The organism is Streptomyces sp. WAC 01529, from assembly GCF_003945545.1.
In the GTDB taxonomy this organism is placed as follows: Bacteria; Actinomycetota; Actinomycetes; order Streptomycetales; family Streptomycetaceae; genus Streptomyces; species Streptomyces anatolicus.
The window spans coordinates 7,815,730-7,831,896 of record NZ_CP029617.1 but is presented as its reverse complement, the minus strand read 5'-3'; the positions used below and the strand labels follow the sequence as shown (position 1 = coordinate 7,831,896).

16 protein-coding genes are annotated in these 16,167 nt (G+C 72.4%); 6 read left to right on the top strand and 10 right to left on the bottom strand.

Annotation, left to right across the window (positions count from 1 at the left end; genetic code table 11):
• The first annotated feature begins 101 nt into the window (after window positions 1-101).
• Genes egtA through egtD form a run of 4 tightly spaced genes read left to right on the top strand, consistent with a single transcriptional unit; the run spans window position 102 to window position 4,544 of the window.
• Entirely contained in the window at window positions 102-1,490 is a 1,389-nt protein-coding gene (gene egtA, locus DMA15_RS34445) for an ergothioneine biosynthesis glutamate--cysteine ligase EgtA (RefSeq protein WP_125516573.1), read from the top strand.
• Window positions 1,487-2,830 carry an ergothioneine biosynthesis protein EgtB gene (gene egtB / locus DMA15_RS34440; RefSeq protein ID WP_125516572.1) on the top strand — a complete coding sequence of 448 codons (1,344 nt, stop codon included), beginning with the start codon at window positions 1,487-1,489 and terminating at the stop codon, window positions 2,828-2,830. The genes egtA and egtB overlap by 4 nt, the downstream gene beginning before the upstream one ends.
• Window positions 2,830-3,585, top strand: coding sequence for an ergothioneine biosynthesis protein EgtC (gene egtC / locus DMA15_RS34435; protein ID WP_125516571.1), 756 nt, complete (start codon window positions 2,830-2,832; stop codon window positions 3,583-3,585). The genes egtB and egtC overlap by 1 nt, the downstream gene beginning before the upstream one ends.
• Window positions 3,582-4,544, top strand: a complete 963-nt coding sequence (gene egtD, locus DMA15_RS34430) for an L-histidine N(alpha)-methyltransferase (RefSeq protein WP_125516570.1) — start codon at window positions 3,582-3,584, stop codon at window positions 4,542-4,544. The genes egtC and egtD overlap by 4 nt, the downstream gene beginning before the upstream one ends.
• 10 nt (window positions 4,545-4,554) lie before the next feature.
• Here egtD and DMA15_RS34425 read toward each other — a convergent pair whose 3' ends face one another.
• Window positions 4,555-5,811 (bottom strand): extracellular solute-binding protein, encoded by a 1,257-nt coding sequence (locus DMA15_RS34425; RefSeq protein ID WP_125518204.1) that lies wholly within the window; start codon window positions 5,809-5,811, stop codon window positions 4,555-4,557.
• A 283-nt stretch (window positions 5,812-6,094) separates the two neighbouring features.
• Here DMA15_RS34425 and DMA15_RS34420 point away from each other — a divergent pair, with 283 nt between their 5' ends.
• Window positions 6,095-6,316 (top strand): dodecin, encoded by a 222-nt coding sequence (locus DMA15_RS34420; RefSeq protein WP_125516569.1) that lies wholly within the window; start codon window positions 6,095-6,097, stop codon window positions 6,314-6,316.
• A 43-nt stretch (window positions 6,317-6,359) separates the two neighbouring features.
• Here DMA15_RS34420 and DMA15_RS34415 read toward each other — a convergent pair whose 3' ends face one another.
• Entirely contained in the window at window positions 6,360-6,848 is a 489-nt protein-coding gene (locus tag DMA15_RS34415) for an HAD family acid phosphatase (RefSeq protein ID WP_125516568.1), read from the bottom strand.
• Window positions 6,849-6,941: 93 nt separating this feature from the next.
• On the opposite strand from DMA15_RS34415, the gene DMA15_RS34410 reads away from it, so the two are divergent.
• On the top strand, window positions 6,942-7,949 hold the full coding sequence (locus DMA15_RS34410; protein ID WP_125516567.1) for an LLM class flavin-dependent oxidoreductase: 1,008 nt from the start codon (window positions 6,942-6,944) through the stop codon (window positions 7,947-7,949).
• 122 nt (window positions 7,950-8,071) lie between these two features.
• On the opposite strand, the gene DMA15_RS34405 is transcribed toward DMA15_RS34410, so the two are convergent.
• From DMA15_RS34405 to DMA15_RS34370, 8 genes are all read right to left on the bottom strand, one after another.
• Window positions 8,072-9,244 carry an ABC transporter permease gene (locus tag DMA15_RS34405; protein WP_240660339.1) on the bottom strand — a complete coding sequence of 391 codons (1,173 nt, stop codon included), beginning with the start codon at window positions 9,242-9,244 and terminating at the stop codon, window positions 8,072-8,074.
• A gap of 74 nt (window positions 9,245-9,318) precedes the next feature.
• Complete coding sequence (locus DMA15_RS34400) at window positions 9,319-10,062, bottom strand: ABC transporter ATP-binding protein (RefSeq protein ID WP_240660089.1); 744 nt, start codon at window positions 10,060-10,062, stop codon at window positions 9,319-9,321.
• Window positions 10,059-11,339, bottom strand: a complete 1,281-nt coding sequence (locus DMA15_RS34395) for a peptidoglycan-binding protein (protein WP_240660088.1) — start codon at window positions 11,337-11,339, stop codon at window positions 10,059-10,061. Before DMA15_RS34395 ends, DMA15_RS34400 begins: the two co-directional genes overlap by 4 nt.
• A 125-nt stretch (window positions 11,340-11,464) precedes the next feature.
• Window positions 11,465-12,064: a hypothetical protein gene (locus DMA15_RS34390; RefSeq protein WP_125516565.1), complete on the bottom strand. Its 600-nt coding sequence runs from the start codon at window positions 12,062-12,064 to the stop codon at window positions 11,465-11,467.
• A 204-nt stretch (window positions 12,065-12,268) separates the two neighbouring features.
• Window positions 12,269-12,481, bottom strand: a complete 213-nt coding sequence (locus tag DMA15_RS34385) for a ferredoxin (protein ID WP_125516564.1) — start codon at window positions 12,479-12,481, stop codon at window positions 12,269-12,271.
• A 73-nt stretch (window positions 12,482-12,554) separates the two neighbouring features.
• Window positions 12,555-13,760 (bottom strand): cytochrome P450, encoded by a 1,206-nt coding sequence (locus DMA15_RS34380; protein WP_125516563.1) that lies wholly within the window; start codon window positions 13,758-13,760, stop codon window positions 12,555-12,557.
• A gap of 12 nt (window positions 13,761-13,772) precedes the next feature.
• Complete coding sequence (locus tag DMA15_RS34375) at window positions 13,773-14,885, bottom strand: cytochrome P450 (protein WP_125516562.1); 1,113 nt, start codon at window positions 14,883-14,885, stop codon at window positions 13,773-13,775.
• A 42-nt stretch (window positions 14,886-14,927) separates the two neighbouring features.
• On the bottom strand, window positions 14,928-16,133 hold the full coding sequence (locus DMA15_RS34370) for a cytochrome P450 (protein WP_125516561.1): 1,206 nt from the start codon (window positions 16,131-16,133) through the stop codon (window positions 14,928-14,930).
• Window positions 16,134-16,167: the final 34 nt, after the last annotated feature.

Below are 16,167 nucleotides of genomic sequence, written 5' to 3'. Positions count from 1 at the left end.
AACAGGAATTCTGGTGCGGGAACGGTTTCAGGGGCACTCTTGTGCGAACGGCCTTGAGGGTTTTGGGTGTGACGAGCACCCACGATTGGAAGGATCCCCGCATGCCCGAGGGAGACTGTACGAAGGACCTCACCCCGCCGCACACGAAGGCACCGGACCCGGTGACCGAGGCGGAAGTGGAAGCGCTGGTCCGCGGCATCTGCTTCAAGACCGGGCCACCTCGCGCCACCGGTGTCGAACTGGAGTGGCTCGTCCACGAGCCGGGACTGGCCCACCTGCCCGTCCCCGCCGCCCGCCTCGAAGCGGCCTACGCCGCACTGCGGGCCCTGCCCCTGCACGCGTCCCTCACCGTCGAACCCGGCGGCCAGCTGGAGCTCAGCTCGCTGCCCGCCGCTTCCCTGACGGAGTGCGTCGCGGTCATGCGGGCCGATCTCGGCCTCGTCCGTGACACGTTACGCTCCCACCGCCTCACCCTCAGCGGGGTCGGCGCCGACCCCTGGCGGCCGCCGGCGCGGATCCTGCGCGAGCCGCGCTACGACGCGCTGGAGTCCTGCCTCGACCGCGGCGGTCCCGCCGGGCGACGCATGATGTGCTCGACGGCGTCCGTGCAGATCTGCCTCGATGCCGGGTACGAGGAGCCGGGCCCGCTCGGCTACGCGCGCCGCTGGCGGCTCGCGCATCTGCTCGGTCCCGTGCTGGTCGCCGCGTTCGCCAACTCCCCTCTCCAGGAAGGCCGTCCGACCGGCTGGCGGTCCACGCGGCAGGCCGTGTGGGCGGGTATCGAACCCGGCAGGTCCGGTGCGCCGCCGCTCGAAGGGGAACCGCGCGAGACGTGGACGCGGCACGCACTCGACGCGCCCGTCATGTGCGTCAAAAGGCCGCCTGGCGAGGGCCCTTGGAGCACCCCGGAAGGGCTGACGTTCCGCGCCTGGGCCCGCTCGGGCGTGCCGCGGCCGCCCACCCGCGAGGACCTGGACTACCACCTGACCACGCTCTTCCCGCCGGTCCGCGCGCGCGGCCACCTGGAGCTGCGGATGGTCGACGCGCAGCCCGGCGAGGACGGCTGGATCGTGCCGCTCGCCGTGACGAGTGCGCTCTTCGACGACCCGGAGGCCGCCGAGACCGCCTACCGGGCCGTCAAGCCGCTCGCCGAGCGGGACGGGCCGCCCGGCTCCCCCGCCGGTCCGCACAGTCCGCTGTGGCTGGACGCGGCGCGCCACGGCATGGCCGACGCCGAGCTGCGCGAGGCGGCCACCGTCTGCTTCGCGGCCGCCGTCGACGCACTGCCCCGGATGGGCGCGGACGCGTCCGTGCGGGACGCGGTCGCGGCGTACGCCGACCGATATGTCGCGCGGGGCCGCTGCCCGGCCGACGACCTGCTGGACGGCCTGGGCGAAGAGCCGTGGGACGGCCCGGGAGAGGGCCTGCCCGACGGCCCGGGCGGCGCACATCGACACCAAGAAGCAACGGGGAAGGACTCCCGCCGATGAACGGCTCCACCACCGACCCGGAAGCCCTGCGCGAGCGCGCCCTCGCCGCGCTGCTCACCGCCCGGGACCGCACGACGCTCCTCACCACGTGCGTCGAGGACACCGAACTGACCGCACAGCACTCGCCGTTGATGTCACCGCTGGTCTGGGACCTCGCGCACATCGGCAACCAGGAGGAGCAGTGGCTGCTGCGCGCGGTCGCGGGTCGCGACGCCATGCGGCCCGAGATCGACCCGCTCTACGACGCCTTCGAGCATCCCCGCTCGGAGCGCCCGAGCCTGCCGCTCCTGGCGCCCGCCGAGGCCCGGGGCTACGCGGCCGAGGTGCGGGGCCGCGCGCTCGACGTACTGGAGAAGACGCCGCTGCGGGGCACCCCGCTCACGGACGCGGGCTTCGCGTTCGGGATGATCGCCCAGCACGAGCAGCAGCACGACGAGACCATGCTCATCACGCACCAGCTGCGCTCGGGCCCCGGCGCGCTCACCGCACCGGACCCGGAGCCAGGACCGGACTTCACCGGGCCCGACGAAGTCCTCGTGCCCGGCGGCCCGTTCACGATGGGCACCTCCACCGAGCCGTGGGCCCTGGACAACGAACGCCCGGCGCACCGCCGTCTGGTGCCGCCGTTCTTCCTCGACACCACCCCGGTCACCAACGCCGCCTACCAGCGTTTCATCGACGACGGCGGCTATGAGGAGATCCGTTGGTGGGCTCCGGCGGGCTGGGCGATGGTCCGTCAGAACAAGCTGCGCGCGCCGCTGTTCTGGCGGCGCGAGGGCGGCCAGTGGCTGCGGCGCCACTTCGGGACGGTCGAGCCGGTGCCGGCCGACGAGCCGGTGCTGCACGTGAGCTGGTACGAGGCCGACGCGTACGCGCGCTGGGCCGGCCGGCGGCTGCCCAGCGAGGTGGAGTGGGAGAAGGCCGCCCGGCACGACCCAGTGGCCGACCGCTCGCTGCGCTACCCGTGGGGCGACGCGGACCCGACCCCGGAGCGGGCGAACCTGGGGCAGCGGCACCTGCGCCCGGCCCGCGCGGGCAGCTACCCGGCGGGCGCATCACCGCTGGGCATAAGGCAGTTGATCGGCGATGTGTGGGAGTGGACGTCCAGCGACTTCCTGCCCTATCCGGGCTTCGCCGCCTTCCCCTACCGCGAGTACTCGGACGTGTTCTTCGGCGGCGACTACAAGGTGCTGCGCGGCGGCGCGTTCTCCGTGGACGCGGTGGCCTGCCGGGGCACGTTCCGCAACTGGGACCATCCGGTGCGGCGGCAGATCTTCTCCGGATTCCGCACGGCACGGGACGCCGGGCCGACGGAGGCCCCGGCCCCGGAGGCCGTCTGATGTGCCGTCATATCGCCTTCCTCGGCGCGCCGGAGCCGCTGGGAAGGCTCCTTGTGGAGCCCGCGCACAGCCTGTACCGCCAGTCGTGGGCGCCGCGCCACCAGCGGTACGGCACGGTCAACGCCGATGGCTTCGGGGTGGGCTGGTACGCGGACGGGGACCCGGTGCCCGGCCGCTACCGCCACTCCGGGCCGATCTGGGGCGACCAGTCCTTCGCCGATCTCGCCCGCGTCGTGCGCTCCGGGGCGCTGCTCGCGGCGGTGCGGGACGCCACGCTGGCGGGCGCGGACGGGGAGGCCGCGGCCGCGCCTTTCGCCTCCGGGCCCTGGCTCTTCAGCCACAACGGCGCGGTGACGGGCTGGCCGCGCTCGCTCGCCGCCCTCGCCGAGGGCCTGCCGCCGGCCGAGCTGCTCTCGATGGAGGCGCGCTGCGACTCCGCGCTGGTGTGGGCGCTCGTCCTGCACCGGCTGCGCGGCGGTGACGAGGAGGGCCAGGCCCTGGCCGACACCGTCCTGGAGGTCGCCGCCGCCGCCCCCGGCTCGCGCCTCAACCTCCTGCTGACCAACGGCGACACGATCACCGCGACCGCCTGGGGCGACACCCTCTGGTACCTCGCGGAGCCCGGCCGCCGCACCGTGGTCGCCTCCGAACCCTACGACGACGATCCGCACTGGCGCGAGGTGCCCGACCGCACCCTGCTCGCCGCAAGCCGCACCGACGTACTGCTGACACCGCTCAAGGAGCCCCCTGCGTGAGCCCGTTCCTGCTGACCCGCACCCTGCCCGAGGACGCCACCGGCGCCGCGCTGCGCGCCGACGTACTGCACGGCCTGACCCGCACCCCGAAGACGCTGCCGCCCAAGTGGTTCTACGACGCGCGCGGCAGCGCCCTCTTCGAGGAGATCACCACCCTGCCCGAGTACTACCCGACGCGCGCCGAGCGGGAGATCCTGGTCGCCCGCGCCGCCGAGATCGCCGAGATCACGGGCGTACGCACCCTGATCGAGCTGGGCTCCGGCTCCTCGGAGAAGACCCGCCATCTGATCGACGCCATGACCTCCCTGCACACCTACGTCCCCGTGGACGTCAGCGAGAGCGCGCTGACCGGCGCGGCGAACACCCTGCTCGCGCAGCGGCCCTCGCTCGACGTGCACGCCCTGATCGCCGACTTCACGCGCGGCCTCGCGCTGCCGGGCACGCCCGGTCCGCGCCTGGTCGCGTTCCTCGGCGGCACGATCGGCAACCTCCTGCCCACCGAGCGCACCGCGTTCCTCTCCTCGGTGCGCGACCTGCTCTCCCCCGGCGACGCGCTGCTCCTCGGCACCGACCTGGTGAAGGACGAGTCGGTGCTCGTCTCGGCGTACGACGATTCGGCGGGGGTGACGGCCTCGTTCAACAAGAACGTCCTCGCGGTGATGAACCGCGAGCTGGAGGCGGACTTCGACCCCGCCGCCTTCGACCACGTCGCCGTCTGGGACCGCGAGAACGAGTGGATCGAGATGCGGCTGCGCTCGACGGCCGACCAGACGGTGAAGATCCCCGCGCTCGACCTGGCCGTCGACTTCGCCGCGGGCGAGGAGACGCGCACGGAGATCTCGGCGAAGTTCAGACAGGAGGGGGTGCGGGCCGAACTCGCCGCCTGCGGGCTGGACCTGACGCACTGGTGGACCGATGAGCGGGGGCGCTTCGCGCTGTCGCTGAGCACGCCGGTGTAGGCCCGCCCGTTCACACTCCGCCGACGTCCAGCGTCCTGGTGATCTTGCGGGAGGCCTCGCGGGCCCGGGACGCCGGGTCGCCGCCCGTCAGGACCGCGGTCATATAGCCCTTGATGGGGTTGTCGGCCTCGACGGCCGCCCAGCGCGGCGAGTTGGGGGTCGCCCGGCCGTTCGCGGCGCCGGCGGCCATCGCCGCGACGCCCTCCTCGCCCGCCACGGCGGGGGCCAGCTTCGCCTTGTTGGGCACGTAGTTCATGGTCCTCGCCAGGTCGGTCTGCCACTTCTCGCCCGCCAGCGCCTTGATCACCTCCACGGCGCCCTTGTGGTCGTCGCTGCGCTCGGGCACGACGAGGTCGGAGCCGCCGGTGAAGACCGCGCCGGGCTTGCGGGCCGTCTTGCCGGGGATCGGGAAGTAGCCGAGTCTGCCCTTCAGTTCGGGGTTCTTCTCCTCGATGGCCCGCGCCGCGCCGGGCACCGCGACGATCTGGGCGACGTCGCCGCCCGCGAAGACCCCGGCCTGCGGGGGGTGTTCCTCGTCGGCGTCGCGCGGTCCCCTGCCGAGGGCCTGGAGGCGCTGGTAGAACTCCATGCCGCGCAGCGCCGCGGCCGAGTCCAGGGTGCCGCGCCAGTCGCCGGAGGACTCCTTGGTCTCCTTGGCGAGGTCGCCGCCCTCGTCCCAGATGAATCCGGCGAGGGTGTACCAGTCCTGGCCCGCGAGGTAGATGCCCTGGTTCCCCGCGGTGTTGAGCTTCTCCGTGTCGGCCAGCCACTCCTCGCGGGTGCGGGGCGGGCGCTTGATGCCCGCCTTCGCGAAGAGGTCCTTGTGGTAGATGACGACGCGGTTGGCGGCGTACCAGGGGATGCCGTACTGGGCGCCGTTGTAGTTGCCCGGCTCGGCGAGGCCCGGCAGCCAGTCGTCCATGCCGAGGTCGCGTGCGGACTCCAGCGTCAGGTCGTACAGGCCGCCCTCGTCGACGTACTGGGCGACCTGGGTGTTGCCGACCTCGATGACGTCGGGCCCGTCTCCGCCCTCGTCCTTGAGGGCCTTCTTGACCTTGGCGCCGATGCCCGTCCACTCCTGGACCCGGATGTCCAGGTCGATGGCCTGGTGCTCCTTCTCGAAGTCCTCGGTGAAGCGTGCGACGAACTCCGGGGACGCGCTGCCCTTCATCATCCAGACGGTGACGGTGCGGCGCTCGTCCTCCCCCGGCAGCAGCCCGCACCCGGCGAGCAGCAAGGTCGAGGAGAGCGCGAGGGCCAGCGGCATGGCGGCGCGGCGGTGCGGGTTCACGTGGGTCACTTTCTGCCTGCGGACAGGGGAAGGTCAGCCCGACGCGGGGGGTGAGCAGATGGCTCGAACGGGTACTGGCTGGATTTTGGTCTGTACCAAAGGGCCGGTCAAGGGGTAACTCCCGGATACCTGCGCCACCCCGGCCACCGCGTTACCTCGGGTACTCCGTCGGGTACGCCATCTCGCGCGTCCGCGCGCGTTGCTGCACGGTGGAGTGACGCACTCCACGACGTCACCCACGGCCGGGAGGAATTCCCCCATGTCGAACCACACCTACCGTGTCACCGAGATCGTCGGCACCTCTCACGAGGGAGTCGACCAGGCGATCCGCAACGGGATCGCGCGGGCCTCGCAGACGTTGCGCTCTCTTGACTGGTTCGAGGTCACGCAGGTGCGGGGGCACATCGAGAACGGGGAGATCCAGCACTACCAGGTCGGCCTGAAGGTGGGGTTCCGCCTGGAGGACGGCGACCTCACGTAGCCGCCTCCCCCTGAGGGCGCCTCTCAGGTCCTCTCAGGCCCTCTCAGGTGCGGCCTTCCTTCTCCTGGGCGGTCTTCAGGGCCTCCGAGGTGTCCGCCCAGTCCGCTCGTACGACCGTGAAGCCCGCGCGGGCCGCGTCCGCGCAGACCAGCCCGTCGTCGTCCACCAGCATCCGGATCTCCCGTTTGCGGGCGAGGTCCCGCAGGATCTCCACTTTGGTGCGGCGCGCCGGGCGCCGGTCCGCGTTGCCGCGCATCCAGACGCGGCCCGCCGGCAGGCCCTGGCGTGCCAGCCAGGCCTCCGTGTCGGCGCGGCAGCGCTCGGGGCGGCCCGTGAGGTAGACGACCTCGCACTCCTTGGCGCTCGCGAGGGCCAGCTCGATGCCGGGCGCCAGCGGCGGATCGTGCGGGGCCGCGGCGAAGAACGCGTTCCAGTCGCGCGGCTTGCGCTCCAGGTACTTCTGGCGGTGCGCGGTGTCCGCGAGGGTGTTGTCCAGGTCGAACACGGCCAGAGGTCTCTTGTCGTCGGTCACGGCATCAGCGTAATCAGCGTGGTCGGCGCGACGGGGATCCGCGGCCGGAGTCCGGGGCGGGAATGATCGCGGCTCCCAGGTGTTGAACCGAGCGTGAGTTCAGTGATCGCGGCAACCCGGTTCTCCGTCCTCGACCGCTCGCGCACCCGGGAGGGGCACGACGGTCCCGAGGCCCTGCGCGACACCGTGCGCCTGGCCCAGGAGCTGGAGGCGCTCGGCTACCACCGCTTCTGGGTCTCGGAGCATCACGGCGTGCCGGGCGTCGCGGGCTCCGCGCCCACGGTCCTCGCCGCGGCTGTCGCGGCGGCCACCCGGACCATCCGGGTCGGCACGGGCGGCGTGATGCTGCCCAACCACCAATCGCTGGTGGTGGCCGAGCAGTTCGGGGTCCTGGAGTCGCTCTTCCCGGGCCGGATCGACATGGGGCTCGGCCGTTCCGTCGGCTTCACGGACGGGGTGCGCAAGGCGCTCGGGCGCGACAAGCACGACGCCCAGGACTTCGCCGCGCAATTGACCGAGCTGCTCGGCTGGTTCCGCGGCACGTCCGGCACCGGTGTGCGGGCCCGCCCCGCGGAGGGCCTTACCGTCCCGCCGTACGTCCTCGCCGTGGGTGAAGGCGCCACGATCGCCGCCGAGGCTGGTCTTCCGCTGGTCATCGGGGACATCAGGGGCCGCGAGAAGATGCTGCGCGGCATCGAGGCGTACCGCGGCGGGTTCCGCCCCTCGCCCTGGCTGGCGGAGCCGTATGTCGTGATCGCGGGCACGGTCGCCGTCGCGCGGAGCGAGGAGGAGGCCCGCCGGCTGCTGATACCGGAGGCCTGGTCGCTGGCGTACTCCCGCACCCACGGGACGTTCCCGCCGCTTCCCCCGGCCGAGCGCGTGGAGGCCCTGACGATGACGGAGAAGGAGCGCGGCTTCTACGAGTCGGGGCTGCGCGGCCATCTGTACGGCACGCGGGAGCAGGTCGCGGACGGTCTGGAGCGGGTGATCAAGGAGAGCGGCGCCCAGGAAGTGCTGGTGACGACCAGTACGTACGACCGTGAGGGCCTCCTGGACTCCTTCCGGGGCCTCGCCGGGATCGCGGGGCTGGTCGAGGCCTGAGGTCCCGCCCGTGCCGCCTGCCGGGATCGGCCCGGGGCGGAACGGGCGGGCGCGGTGCCCCCGTGGCACGGGGGATGGTTCCAGCGGGCGCACCGCGGTCCCAGGTGGTGCCTCTCAGCGGGTCAGGTCGTGGCCAGGGCCTCGGTCGGGGGCAGCCTGGCGGCTCGTACCGCCGGATAGAACCCGGCGAGGCCGCCGATGACCAGGGTGGCGCCCACCCCGCCCGCCATCGCCCAGAGGGGGACGACGGACGGCCAGCCCTGGTAGGAGGCGTAGCCGCCGGTGACGGCGATGCCGAGCAGGACGCCGCCGAGCCCGCCGAGTGCCGAAAGGAGCAGCGCCTCGGCCAGGAACTGGGTGCGTATCTGGCCCCGGGTGGCGCCCAGTGCGCGGCGCAGGCCGATCTCGGAGCGGCGTTCGAGTACGGAGATGACCATGGTGTTGGCCACACCGACCCCGCCCACGAGCAGGGCGACCCCGCCGAGGCCGAGCAGCAGTCCGCTGAGGGCGTCGTCGGTGGCTTCCTTGGCGGCCAGCGCGTCGGAGGGCCGGGAGACGGTGGTCTCGCTGGGGGTCTCCGGGTTGGCGGTGGCGCCGAGGACGCTCTGGACGTCGTTGACGGCCGCCTCTTCGGCGCGGGTGTAGATGGCGGTCGGGTAGCCGTCGAAGCCCAGTTCCTTCTCCGCGACCGTCCAGCCGACGAGGACCGAGGAGTCCAGCGAGGGCACGAGTTCGTTGGCCGCGAGCAGGCCGACGACGGTGTACCAGCGACCGCCGAGCCAGACCTTCACGTCGGGGCCCGCCCTGTGCACGCCGAGCTGTTCGGCGGCCTTGGGGCCGAGGACGGCGGCCGGGTAGCGGCTGTTGGCGGCGTTGAGCCAGCGGCCGTCGACGATCTCGGCGCCGACCGACTTCGGCAGGTCGGTGCGGGCGGCGGCGACCGTGAGGCCGCCGGTCTCCTGCTTGGGGGTGTGGTCGTTGCGGTAGACCTTCGCGCTGGTCTTGCCGATGGCGGAGACCGACTCCACGTCGTCCATGTTGCCGATCATCTCGACGGACTCGGCGGGCAGATGGGCCGCGTCGCCCACGAAGGACTGGCCGGGTGTGACGGTCAGGAGGTTGGTCCCCATGGCCTGGAGCCTGCGGTTGAGGTCCTCGGTGGAGGAGGTGGAGATGCCGACCACGCCGATCATCGCGGCGATGCCGATGGCGATGCCGAGCGCCGAGAGGAAGACCCGCATCGGCCGTGAGCGCAGTCCGGAGCCGCCGACCCGCAGCACGTCGGCCGGGTTCATCCGGGCGGGCTTCGGCCGCCGCGGCGGCTCGGGGTTCGCGGCCCCCTCCAGTTCCCTGATCGTGTTCGTCGCGCTCATCGCACGGCCTCCTCGGGCACCAGGGAAGTGGACGTGCCCGCGCGGCCGGAGTCGTGCTCCAGGCGGCCGTCCTTGACCCGTACCTCGCGGGGCAGGGTGGCGGCGATGTCCCGGTCGTGCGTGATGACGACCACCGTCGTGCCGGCCTCGTGCAGCTCGTGCAGCAGCTCGATCACCACGGCGCCGGACCGCGAGTCCAGGGCGCCGGTCGGCTCGTCGGCCAGCAGCAGCGGGGGGTCGCCGAGCACGGCCCTGGCGATCGCCACGCGCTGCTTCTCGCCGCCGGAGAGCTGGTGCGGCTGGTGGTAGAGGCGGTGGCCGAGGCCGACCCGGCGCAGCGCCTTCTCGGCGAGGCGGCGCCGTTCGCCGCGCGGCCTGCCGCTGTACAGCAGCCCGTCCGCGACGCTGTCGAGCGCGGGCACTCCGGAGGCCAGGTGGAACTGCTGGAAGACGAAGCCGATGGTGCCGGCCCGCAGCGCGGACAGCTCGCGGTCGCTCAGGCTGGCCGCGTCGTGCCCGTCGATGCGTACGGTGCCCTGGGTGGGGCGGTCCAGGGTGCCCATGATGTTGAGCATGGTGGACTTGCCGGAGCCCGAGGGGCCGACGATGGCGAGGAGTTCGCCCCGCCGGATGACCAGGTCCGCGTCGCGCAGGGCGGCGACGTCCCCGTACGTCTTGGACACCCCCGCCAGTTCGACCACCGGGCGGTCCGTGGTCGCCCCCGTTGCCTGCCAGGTCACTTGGGGACCCCCACGACGGTGCCTTCCTTGATGCCGGACCCGGAGATCTCGACCCTGCTGTCCGCGAACATGCCGGGCTTGACCGGGCGCAGCGCGGTGCCGTCCGCCGTGACGACCTCCACGGCGTAGCCGCCTCCCTTCCGCGCCACGAGGGCGTTGACGGGAACGACGAGCACGTCCTCGCGGGTCTCGGCCTTCAGGGTGACCTCGACGGCGGCGGCCTGGTAGCGGCCGAGCCCCTTCTGGTCCTTCACCGTCAACTCGACGGGCAGCGTGGGGTCCTCGTTGCCGCCCGAGCCGCCGGACCCGGAGTCGGACTCGCCGGAACCGGAGTCGTCGCCCTTGGACGTCGACGGGGTGCCGATGTCGGTCACCTTGGCCTTGACCGTGGTGTCGTCCGGGAGCCTGACCGTGGCCTCGGTGCCCTTGTCGACCAGGTCCTCGAACTGCACGTCCAGGTCGACGCCGACGATGCGCTCGGTGCCGGTCCAGGAGAACAGGTTTCCGTTCAGGGCGGCGCCGGGGGTGGCCGTCACGTTCGCGACGCGCCGGGCTTCCGGGGCGACCAAAGCCTCCCCCGGCCGGACCTCGCCGGTCTCCTCGCGGTTGAGGTCGTCCTGCCAGTCCCGCACGGCTTCGGCGGTGGCGGAGTCGTAGGTGTCGTCGACCGTGAAGCCGGTGTGGCCGAGGGCGCGGAGGTTCTTCTCCAGCATCTTGACGTCGGCGCCCTCGGTGCCGGACTTGAGGGTGCGGTAGAGCGGGAAGGACCCGTACAGGAGCGGGACCTTCTGCTCGTCGACGCGGTAGGCGGTGTCGCCGCGCTTGATGACCTTGCTCTCTTCGGGGAGCCAGGTGAGGATGCCGTCGCCCTTGTCGCCGCCGGAGGCGCCGCCCTGCCCGGAGTCGCCGGTGCCGGTCGAGGAGGCGGGGGCCTGCACGGTCTGCGCGTCGCCGTAGCCGAGGTTGCCGTCGACCGTCTCGGAGTCGGTCAGCGTGGTCCGTTCCACCTTGGCCGTCGCGGGCGGTCCCGTCGGGGCGGCGCTCGCGGAGTCGGTGCCGTCGCCGCCGAGGGTCCCGGTGGCGGCGATGCCCACGGCGGCGGCGACCACCGTGGCGGCGAGCACGATCAGCGAGGTGCGCAGCGGGCGGCGCCTGCGGGCGCTGCCGGGCTGCTCCTCGTCCTTGGCCGGGGGTTCCTGTGCGGCGGCCGTGTCGAGTTCCCTGGCGGGCTCTTCCTCGGCGGCCGTGTCGACGTCCCTGGAGGTCTTGGTCGACACCTGGCCGGTGCTGTGGCGCTCCAGCGCCCCGGCTGACCTGTCGGCCCCGGCCGGCCGGTCCGCCCCGGGTCGCCGTTCGGGTGCGGATGGCCGGTCCGGTGCCATCTCGTCCGTGCCGTCCGGAGTCACTGCCCACCCCCGGCGGGCCCGAACATGACGCCGCCGCCCGGGTACTTGCTCTGGCAGGTCTGCATGGCCTTGGTGAACGCGGCGCTCTGCGGGTCGACGCCCGCGCCGACGAGGTCGATGTTCATGGTGCCGCCGTTGATCTCGGGGTCGGGGAACTTCGGTACGCCGTTCTTCCGCAGGCACTTGGCCCACGCGGCGACCTTGGCCGAGTCGATGGCCTCGCCGCCGCCCCCGCCGCCGCCTCCGCCGAGGCCCTGCGGCGCCTTGTCCTGGCAGGCCTCCACGGCCTTCTTGAACCCCTCGGAGTTCGGGTCGGCGTTGCCCTCCGGGGTCAGCTTGACGCCGCCGGTGTCCTGCTGCGGGTCGGGGAAGTCGGGGACTCCGTTGCTCCGCATGCACTCCGAGTAGGCCAGCGCCCGGTCGAAGGCGCTCGTCGGCGATGCCTCCTTCTCCTTGGACGCGGCGGAGGAGTCGCCGGAGCAGCCCGTGAGCGCGGCCCCCGTGACGAAGACGGAGGCGGCCAGGAGGGCGGGGGCGACGGCTCGCTTGTGTGCGACTCGATTGCGCGCGGTCGCTCGCTTGTGTGTGAGGAACATGGACCACACTTCTACGCGGCCGGCGGTCACACGGCGGACACAAAGCGGGGCGCCCGCACAGTGCCCTCATCGCCTGCCGGTCCGCGGGCGGTCGGGACGCCTGCCACCTGCGGATTCGCGGCCGGGCATGCCGAAGGGCCACGGGCCGGCGGGCTCGTGGCCTTCACTGTTCCGGGGTGCGTCGTGGGCCCTCGCGTCGGGTGCCTACGCGTCCTGCGCGTCCCGTGCGTGCAGGGTGATGGCGCCGGTGGGGCACCTCGCGGCCACGCCCCGGACCGCCTCCTCCATGTCTGCGCCGGGCACCGGTGTGCGGAGCAGTACCTTGCCGTCGTCGTCCGACTGGTCGAAGACCTCGGGCAGGTAGCTCAGGCACAGACTGGAACCGGCGCAGCGTTCACGGTCCACTCGTATCTCCATCCTCATCTCCTCTCCCTTCTTCCTCTCGGGCTTCCTCTCGGGCTCACCAGGGCTCCTTGCGCCTCCCCCGTGCTCACCAGGTGACCGGCAGCCGTTCCACCCCGTACGCGGTCGAGCGGACCCTGAACTCCACGTCCTCCGCCGGTATCGCGAGGCGCAGGCCGGGGAAGCGGCGCAGCAACTCCCCGTAGGCGATGCGCATTTCCATCCGTGCGAGGGCGGCGCCAAGGCAGTGGTGGATGCCGTGCCCGAACGCGACGTGGGGCACGGGCTCGCGGGTGATGTCGAGCCGGTCGGGCTCGTCGATGAGCGCCGGATCGCGGTTGGCCAGCGGGATCGAGCAGACGAGGGTGTCGCCCGCCCTGATCCGCTTGCCGCCGAGCGTCATGTCCTCCACCGCGGTGCGGGGCGTGGGGGCGTGCGGTACGGAGAGATAGCGCAGCAGCTCCTCGATGCCCCGGTCGAGGGCGGCCGGGTCGTCGCGGACGAGGGCGAGCTGGCCGGGGTTCTCCAGGAGCGCCAGCGCTCCGAGGCCCAGCATTCCGGAGATGTTGTCGAGGCCCGCGAGCATCAACAGGATGCAGATGCCCCGCAGTTCCTTGTCGGTGAACTCGTCGCCGTGGTCGCGCACCAGCATGCCGAGGAAGCCCTCGTCGGGGTTCTTGCGCTGGCGGGCCACGAGGGCGGCGAGGTAGCGGGTGAATGCCGTCCCGGCGGCCGCCCGCTCACTCCGTTCCTTGCCGGTCTCCAGGTGGGCGTGGCAGCGGCGCAGGAAGTCGTCGCGGTCGTCGCGCGGCACCCCGATCAGCTCGCACAGCACGGGGCCCGGGACGGCGGAGGCGAACAGTTCTACGAGGTCGGCGGGGTGTCCGGCGCGTTCCACGGCGTCGAGGCACTCGGTGATGATGGCCTCGATCCGGGGCTGGAGCCTGCGCATCCGCCGGACCGTGAACTCGGGGGTGAGCATCTTCCGCAGCCGGGTGTGCTCGGGCGGGTCGTAGTCCATGAGCAGCCCGATGCCTTCGTCGGGCCGTTGGGCGGCTCTGCCTCCCGCCGCCGATCGCGCGCCGAAGCGGCTGGTGGAGAAGCGGACCTGGTCGCCGAGGACCTGGCGCACCTCGTGGTAGCCGGTGACCAGCCACAGGGGCCGGTCACCGGCGCCGGGTGCCAGGCTGACCCGGGTGACCGGGCCGCCGTCGGAGAGCCGGCGCAGTTCGTCGGCCGGATCGAAGCGGGTGCGGCGGGTGTGCAGGGGCACGGGCGCCGGTTCGTTCGGCATCTCGCCCCTCCCCTACCAGGCCACCGGGAGCGACTCCACGGACCGTGCCGTGAAGCGGAGTTCGTCGCGCGGCACCGCGAGCCGCACCTTGGGGAAGCGGTGCAGCAGCCCCGAGATCGCGATCCGCAGCTCCATGCGGGCCAGGGACGCGCCCATGCAGTAGTGGAGGCCGTGCCCGAAGGCCATGTGGTGGCTGTTGTCGCGGGTGATGTCGAGGGTGTCCTGCGGCTGTCCGGGCGCGCGCGTGCCGTTGGCCTCCAGGAGTGAACACGCCACGAACTCACCGGACTTGATCACCTGGTCGCCGATGGTGACGTCCTGTGTGGCGGTGCGCGGCGAGGCGTGCGGGATGATCGTCACGCTGCGGATCACTTCCTCCACCGCGTGGTCGATCAGCTCGGGGCGTTCGATGAGCAGGGCCAGCTGGTCCGGGTTCTCCAGGAGCCCCACGAGGCCGAGGCCCAGGGTGCCGCCGGTGATCGGGATGAAGGAGGCGAGGAGGGTCGCCGCGGTGCCGGTGAGTTCCGGGTCCGTGAGGCTCCTGCCGTGGTCGCGGATGAGCCGGCCGAGCAGATCGTCGCCGGGCTTGCGGCGCTTGAGCCGCATGAGCTTGTCCAGGTAGGCCAGGTACGCGGTGCCCGCCATGTCCCGCTGTTCCCGGTCGGGGTTGTCGAGGCGGTTGGTGTCGAGGTGGCGGACCAGCTCCGCCTGGTCGTCGCGCGGGATGCCGAGCAGGGCGCAGCCGATCAGGCTGGTGGTCGGCCAGACGAAGTGGGCCACGAGGTCGACCGGCTGCCCGGCGCCTTCCATGGCGTCAAGGCGGTCCTTCACGACGCCTTCGACGAGGGGTTCGAGGGCGCGGACCCGCCGGAGCGTGAACTCCCCCGTCAGCATCCTGCGCAGCCGGGTGTGCTCGGGCGGGTCGTACTGGAGGAGGTTGCCGGGCTGGATGAGCCGCCGGGAGGCCTCGGGGGTCTTCGCGGGCGGCATGGTGCTGAACCGGTCGTCACTGAGGATCGCCCGCACCTCGTCGTAGCCGTTGGCGATCCAGGCACGGTCCGAGGTACCCGGCACGACGGTCGCGACGAGCGGCTTCTGGTCGGAGTCCTTCAACGGCTTGGGCATGGACGGTCTTCCTTTCCCGCACGGGTGCGGCAGGGCGTGAGGTCACCAGACCACCGGCAGTACGTCGACTCCGTAGTTGGGCGTCCAGGTCCGGTACCGGAGCTGCTCGGCCGGCACGGTGAGCCGCAGTCCGGGGAACCTGCGGAAGAGGGCCGGAAGGGCGATCCGCAGCTCCAGCCTGGACAGGGACGCGCCCAGGCAGTGGTGGATGCCGTGCCCGAAGGCGATGTGGCCGCTGCTGTCCCGGGTGATGTCGAGGGTGTCCTGCGGTACGCCCGGAAGCTGGGCGCGGTTGACGGCGAGCAGGGAGCACATGACCACCTCGCCCGTCCTGATCACCTGGTCCCCCACGCGTACGTCGGTGGTGGCGTAGCGGGGAATGGAGTTCGGGACGGAGGAGACGTAGCGGAGCAGTTCCTCCACCGCCTGGTCGATCAGTTCCGGCCGGTCCAGGAAGAGGGCGAGCTGGTCGGGGTGCTGGAGCAGGGCGAGTGGGGCGAGTGCCAGCATGCCGCCGACGTTCTCGATGCTGGATCCGAGGAGGGTCGCGGCGATGCCCGTCAGCTCCTCGTCGGTGACGTCCGCGCCGTGCTCGCGGATCAGCATGCCCAGCAGGTCGTCGCCGGGGTCGCGGCGCTTCTGGCGGACGAGCCTTCGGATGTACGTGACGAACGCGTTGCCCGCCGCCCGCATCCGCTCCCGTTCGCGGGGATCGGTGCGGTGGTCGGTGGCGGCGGCGGAGGTGGAGATGAAGTGGCGTGCCAGATCGGCCGCGTCGTCGCGGGGCACGCCGAGCAGGGCGCAGCCGACCAGGCCGGGGACGGGCAGGGCGAAGGTGGGCATGAGGTCGGCGGGTGGCCCGGCGAGTTCCAGCGCGTCCAGGCAGTCCGTCACGATCTCCGTCACGAAGGGTTCGAGGCGGCGGATGCGCCGTACGGTGAACTCGGGCACCAGCATCTTCCGCAGCCGGGTGTGCTCGGGCGGGTCGTACCGCAGGAGATTGCCGATCTCGACGCGCCCCGCGGCGCCGTGCATCTGAGTGGGCGGCGGGATCATGCTGAACCTGTGGTCGTCGCTGAGGATCGCCCGCACCTCGTCGAGGCCGGTGGCGAGCCAGTGCCAGCCCGAGAACGACCCCTCGGCGTCGACCCGGACGAGCGGTGTCTGCGCGCTGATGCTCGCCAGTTCGGGCAGGGGTTCTATGCCGTTCCTGCGCGTATGCGCGGCGGTTTTCAGTCGCTTCGCCATTCGGGGGTCCCTTCGTCATCCGTGTTCCGCGTCA